The organism is Kamptonema sp. PCC 6506, from assembly GCF_000180455.1.
In the GTDB taxonomy this organism is placed as follows: Bacteria; Cyanobacteriota; Cyanobacteriia; order Cyanobacteriales; family Microcoleaceae; genus Kamptonema; species Kamptonema formosum.
Genome location: NZ_CACA01000167.1, coordinates 1 through 6,038 on the forward strand (window position 1 = coordinate 1; position 6,038 = coordinate 6,038).

Genomic DNA, 6,038 nt, shown 5'->3' on the forward strand with positions numbered 1-6,038 from the left:
TAATTATTGCCCATTCACAGGTAAGCTGATGATAAATGCTGTTCCATGTCCCAGAGTTGAAGCAACTTCGATCGCCCCACCATGCTTTTCTACGACGATTTGACGAGCGATAGTTAACCCTAATCCCGTCCCCTTCCCTACGCCTTTGGTCGTAAATAAATGGTCAAAGATTTGGGATTGCACGGCTTCGCTCATGCCCTTACCATTATCTTCAATGCGAACTAATACCTGATTGGCGATCGCTTCTGTCCGAATGGTAATTTGTTGAGGATGGGCGATAAGTTCCTCAAAGGAGCGAGTTTTTGCCATCTCGTCGAACATATCGATCGCGTTCGCCAAAATATTCATAAATACCTGGTTAAGCTGACCAGGGAAGCATTCTATTGGCGGTAATTCGCCATAGTCTTGAATCGTGGCGATCGCTGGACGTTGGTCATTAGCTTTGAGGCGATACTTGAGAATCAGCAAGGTGCTATCAATCCCTTCATGAAGATTAGCACTAACTTTGCGATCGGTATCGGCGCGGGAGAAAATGCGGAGACTGGTACTGATGCCTTTGATGCGATCGGTTGCACCTTTCATCGAGTTGAGTAACTTGGGTAAGTCATCACTGAGGAATTCTAGCTCAATGTCTTCAGCATTTTCTTCGATAAGTGCGACTGGGTGGGGATAATGTTGTTGACAGAAATGTTGAATCTTGATACAAAACTTTACATATCTAGATAGAGTAAGACTAACCAGGTAAAAAATTCAACAAAACATGAACTCCTCAAACCAATGAACAAAACTAATTTTCTGACACATACAAGCTTGAAGATAGCGAATTTTATCTAATAGTTTATTGCCCATTGTGGGGGATAGATATCAGTTGTAAAAAGCGTCACGCCTAATGCATAAAAATCTGCCCGGTAATCAATGCCTCGATTCATCCGCCCAGTTTGTTCCGGTGCGAGATAGGCGAGTGTACCTTCTAACCCATTGGGATTCTTAATTTCTTGGGTTTCTTTTGGTAATAAGGAGGAAATGCTAAAGTCAATAAGTTTAATTTGTTTCGATTTAGGATGAATCAGAATATTTGCAGGTTTGATGTCTTTGTGAATGACACGATGGTGGTGCAGATCGTGGAGGATATTAGTAATTTGTAGGGCGATCTCTAATACCTCTATTACTAAAAGTGCCTGATTATGAGCATAGTCTCGCAGTGACACTCCGCCAAAATCTTCCATTACCAGTGCATAGCTGTTACCATAAACTTCCAAGCTATTTAGTAATAAGTAGAAGGAAGAATGAAAAATACTTGTATATAAGTGCCAAAATTTAACCTTGAAAAGAATCACGCTCCTTCAGGACTTACGCACCAAACCAAAGAAACCGGGTTTTTGACGAAAATACTTCGCCCTTATCCACAGATTCTCTCAAAAACCCGGTTTCTGGAGCCATGAGCGTAAGTTCTAAGCAAGTTACAATTGAACTATAATTCAAAATTACTGCTTATAGGCTTGAGTTGACTCAACTATTTGAGGGGAGCCGTTAAGTTCAGAAATAAGTGTAGTGTTGATAGGTGATGTTGCAAGAAAGGGATGTTTAATACCTCCCTAAATACTGCCGGAGCGAGTACGATATAAAGGCAATAATTTAGGGTAAATATGTTAAAAATAGTTAGTAATTTTGCTGGAATAGAGAATATTTTTAATGCCAATTATCTAAATTATTGATACAAGCTGCATTGTTGAATTAACTTTAGAAGATCGACCTTCTACCTCTTGCCTCATATCAGTGACAAGTTTTGGGGGCTGATGATTTTGCCAGAATAAAAAAGTCCTGCTCCTCATAGGAGGGGCAGGGGGAGAGGAGAGATCAAAGTTGGTCTTCAGGCAAAATGGGGATGTTCCCCTGCTACCTGCACCATATCATCTACAACTCTCACAGTAAAAGTAGGAATTTTCACCGTTTCATCATCTAAACACTGCCCCGTCAGCAAGCTGAAGTTTTGCTTATAAATCGGTGAAGCCACCTTGAGGATACCATTGCGATCGCCCACAATTCCCCGCGACAAAACAAACGCCTTACTAAAGGGATCGTAATTAGCGATCGCATAAACATCAGCCCCATTGCCCACTCGAAAAACTGCCACCTGTTCGCCTTCTACCAAGGCACAAACTCCCGTATTAGGTGCGATCGCAGCCAGAGGACAGACATCTACCCATGTTGTAACATTATCGCGGACTGGCACTGCTTGAACCATTTTCTTTTCCTAATTATTGAGCGTGTAAACATTGAGTGTTTTGTAGGGGCAATCCCCCTGTGGTTGCCCCCAGATGTAGCTTGCAGAAGTCCTGTAACAGTTAACAGTTAACAGTTAACAGTTAACAGTTAACAATAAACATTTATTCCGCAATCGCAACCAGAGCTTTTTCAGAGTCGTAAGCAGGGCGTAATTGTCCCCGTTCCTCAACCCGGACAATACTCGGATCTGGCAGATCGGAATTTACAAAATGCTGGAATCGCTGCACCTTATTCGGATCTTCAATCGTCGTCTTCCATTCACATTGATAAGTGCTAACTAAGTGCGCCATCTGCGCTTCCAACTCAGCGCAAATACCAAGAGAATCCTCAATAATTACTTGCTGTAAATATTCTATTCCCCCTTCCAACTTATTGAACCAAGTTGCCGTCCGTTCCAGGCGATCCGCCGTGCGAATATAGAAAATCAAGAACCGATCCAGATATTTAATCAGCGTTTCCTTGTCAATATCTGCTGCTAACAAAACCGCGTGTTGCGGCCTCATTCCACCGTTACCGCAGACATACAAATTCCAGCCCTTTTCAGTCGCAATTATCCCAAAATCCTTACTTTGAGCTTCCGCACATTCGCGAGTACAACCAGAGACAGCAGACTTAAGTTTATGAGGCGATCGCAAACCCCGATAGCGCAATTCTACCTCAATCGCCAAACTCGTAGAATCCTGCACCCCAAAGCGACACCAAGTGCTACCCACGCAAGATTTTACAGTCCGAAGTGCCTTTCCGTAAGCGTGTCCAGACTCAAATCCTGCATCTATCAACCTCCGCCAAATATGCGGCAACTGATCCACACGAGCACCAAACAAATCTATCCGCTGTCCGCCAGTAATCTTAGTGTAAAGCCCAAATTCTTTGGCAACTTCCCCTAAAACAATGAGCTGATCTGGCATAATTTCTCCCCCCGGAACTCGCGGTACTACTGAATAAGTACCGTCCCGTTGAATATTTGCCAAATAGTAATCATTGGTATCTTGCAAACTAACGTGAGACAGAGCTAAAATATGCTCGTTCCAAGTAGAAGCCAGCATCGAACTCACAGCAGGCTTGCAAATTTCGCAACCCATTCCCTTACCATGTTTAGCAATCAAATCCTCAAAAGTTTTGATTTCTTGAGTCCTGACTAAATGATAGAGTTCTTGCCGAGAATAAGCGAAATGTTCGCAGAGGTGATTCTTCACCACTAGCCCCGCTTTCTTCATTTCTAGCTTAAGAATATCCGTCACCAACGGCACACAACCGCCGCAACCAGTACCAGCCTTAGTACATTTTTTAACGCTCGGAACGTCAGTTAAATTACCCTCGCGAATCGCTGTACAAATCTGACCTTTACTAACATTATTGCAAGAGCAAATTTGGGCAGAATCAGGTAAACTATCTACACCCATTCCCACAGCGGCAGGTTTACCTTCTCGCGGAGGCATTAACAAATCCTCTGGGTGCGGAGGTAAAGTAATTTGATTCTGTACAAATTGCAGTAGAGTTCCGTAAGCCGAAGCATCTCCGATCAGAATTCCACCCAAAAGCAGACTACCATCCTGATTTAAGACCAGCTTTTTATAGACTCCTTGAATGTTATCAATTACAGCAATTTCTCTAGCACCATCAGACTTAGCAAAAGCATCTCCAAAACTAGCAACATCCACTCCCAAAAGCTTGAGTTTTGTGGACATATCAGCACCAGTAAAAGTGCTGACTGCCTTTTTACTCAAAATATCAGCCGCCACACCTGCCATTGTATAGCCAGGAGCAACTAAACCGTAAATTCGATTTTGATAGAGGGCACATTCTCCTATGGCATAAATGTCAGGATCGGAGGTTTGACAATAATCATTAATGATAATTCCGCCGCGTTCACCTACTTCAATCCCACAACTTCTAGCAATTTCATCGCGGGGGCGAATTCCCGCAGAAAAAAGGATTGTATCTGTTTCCAACTCCGAACCGTCAGCAAACAGCATCTTAGTAACTTTGCCATCTTCACTGACAATTTCAGTGGTAGCTTTATTAGTGTGAACTGAAACTCCTAGTTCTTCTATTTTGTTGCGGAGAATCGCACCGCCAGCATCGTCAATTTGCACGGGCATCAGTCGCGGGGCAAACTCAACTACATGAGTTTTTAAACCCATATTTTTGAGGGCATTTGCTGCTTCCAAACCCAATAAACCGCCGCCAATTACTACCCCAACTTTACAGTTTTTGGCGTAAGCAGACATTCCCTCAAGGTCTTCAATTGTCCGGTATACAAATGTACCGTTAGCATTATTTCCCTTAATTGGCGGCACAAATGGATAGGAACCAGTAGCTAAAACAATTTTGTCGTAGGGAACTTCTAAACCATTAGCTGAAGTGACCGTTTTCTGTTCCCGGTTGATAGAAATTGCTTTATCGCCGATATGAATCTGAATGCCATTCTCTTGATAAAAACCTGGTTCAACTAGAGATAAATCTCCCGCAGTTTTACCCGAAAAGAAACTGCTGAGATTGACGCGATCGTAGGCAACACGGGGTTCTTCACAGAAAGTGATTAAGTTCCAGTCTTGCGTCGCTCCTTTGCTGACCATCAGCTCTAGGAACTTATGACCAACCATGCCATTACCGATAACAACGAGGTGCTTTTTAGCTGTCATTAGAATTTTTTAATGCTTATATCTCAGTCATCACCACTAGAGATATAAGGAATCCACTGGTTATTTTGTAGCTTATGTAACCAAATACCAATGACTTATGCAGTTATCGAATGATCCCGATTGTATTTTTGCATGATCCTCGACCAAAAAATGTAAAATTGCTGAGGGTCTATGTTTAAGCTACCACCAAGATCAAGCCGTTACCAAATTATGCTCCCATTCCCGAATACTGTTTCAAACCCTGTCGCCATAACCAACGATTCCACACAAAAAACACTATACCCCAACCCAACATTACTAATAACCCATGCCCTACATCTACAGGCAATCCTATCAAAATTGAAGCGGGGAAATGGACAAGATAGGGAAACGGTGTCCACAATACCACATTTCGGAAAGATTCAGGAAATACTTCTAGGGGGGCAATAATTCCTGAAAGAAATAGATAAACTAAAAACCAAACTTGTTCTATCGCGCCTGCTCTTTCTAGCCAAAAAGCAAATAATGCAAAGGTATATTGAATCACAAAGCGCAAACAAAAGGCAAGAAATGTTACTAATAAAAATAGTAAAATCCTGCCAAAACTAGGTATCCAGAAAGACTGTGGATACAAAGAAAAAAATAATAGTATTAATCCAAATATAAACGGTAAACGTGCAAATCTTTCGGAAATATGAGCGGCAAAATGATGCCAAACTGGATCTATAGGCTGCAATAACTTCGGGGATAATTTTCCTTCTACTACTTCTTTCTCAAACTCCCAAATTACCCAAACTACATTTGTTTGTCTGACGATAAAAGCAGCTAAAAAATAACGGGCAAAGTCTACTGGTTGTAGATTAAATTGGCCGTTTTGAGCTGCCTTCACCCAGATCCCCATCAAGATAAATGGCAAAGAACCTGATAGAGTCCACAACAATAACTCAGCTCGATATTCGAGCATATAGGCGTAGTATGTTAATAGTAGTGTTTTAGCAACTTTGATGAATCGTGTCATATTGGTAATTGGTAATTGGTAATTGGTAATTGGTAATTGGTAATTGGTAATGGCTAATGGCTAATGGCTAATGGCTAATCGCTAATGGCTAATCGCTAATTACCCATCCT

At 41.9% G+C, this 6,038-nt stretch carries 4 protein-coding genes and 2 pseudogenes; all 6 read right to left on the reverse strand.

From position 1 onward, the window contains the following. Nucleotides 1–3 precede the first annotated feature (3 nt). Nucleotides 4–582: a sensor histidine kinase gene (locus tag OSCI_RS09315; protein ID WP_007354675.1), complete on the reverse strand. Its 579-nt coding sequence runs from the start codon at nt 580–582 to the stop codon at nt 4–6. A 168-nt stretch (nt 583–750) separates the two neighbouring features. Beyond that, nucleotides 751–874 (reverse strand): annotated as a pseudogene (locus OSCI_RS31395) (IS4 family transposase); the annotation flags it as partial. Then, nucleotides 873–1,322 (reverse strand): annotated as a pseudogene (locus OSCI_RS09320) (serine/threonine protein kinase); the annotation flags it as partial. The pseudogenes OSCI_RS31395 and OSCI_RS09320, both read right to left, overlap by 2 nt. Before the next feature lie 548 nt (nt 1,323–1,870). Beyond that, the gene (nirD, locus tag OSCI_RS09325) at nt 1,871–2,245 is read right to left on the reverse strand and encodes a nitrite reductase small subunit NirD (RefSeq protein WP_007354677.1); all 375 of its coding nucleotides are present in this window, start codon (nt 2,243–2,245) and stop codon (nt 1,871–1,873) included. A 142-nt stretch (nt 2,246–2,387) separates the two neighbouring features. After that, complete coding sequence (gene nirB, locus OSCI_RS09330; protein WP_007354678.1) at nt 2,388–4,931, reverse strand: nitrite reductase large subunit NirB; 2,544 nt, start codon at nt 4,929–4,931, stop codon at nt 2,388–2,390. A gap of 208 nt (nt 4,932–5,139) precedes the next feature. After that, a complete protein-coding gene (locus OSCI_RS09335; RefSeq protein WP_007354679.1) occupies nt 5,140–5,928 on the reverse strand; it encodes an ABC transporter permease in 789 nt (262 codons plus the stop codon). Nucleotides 5,929–6,038 lie beyond the last annotated feature (110 nt).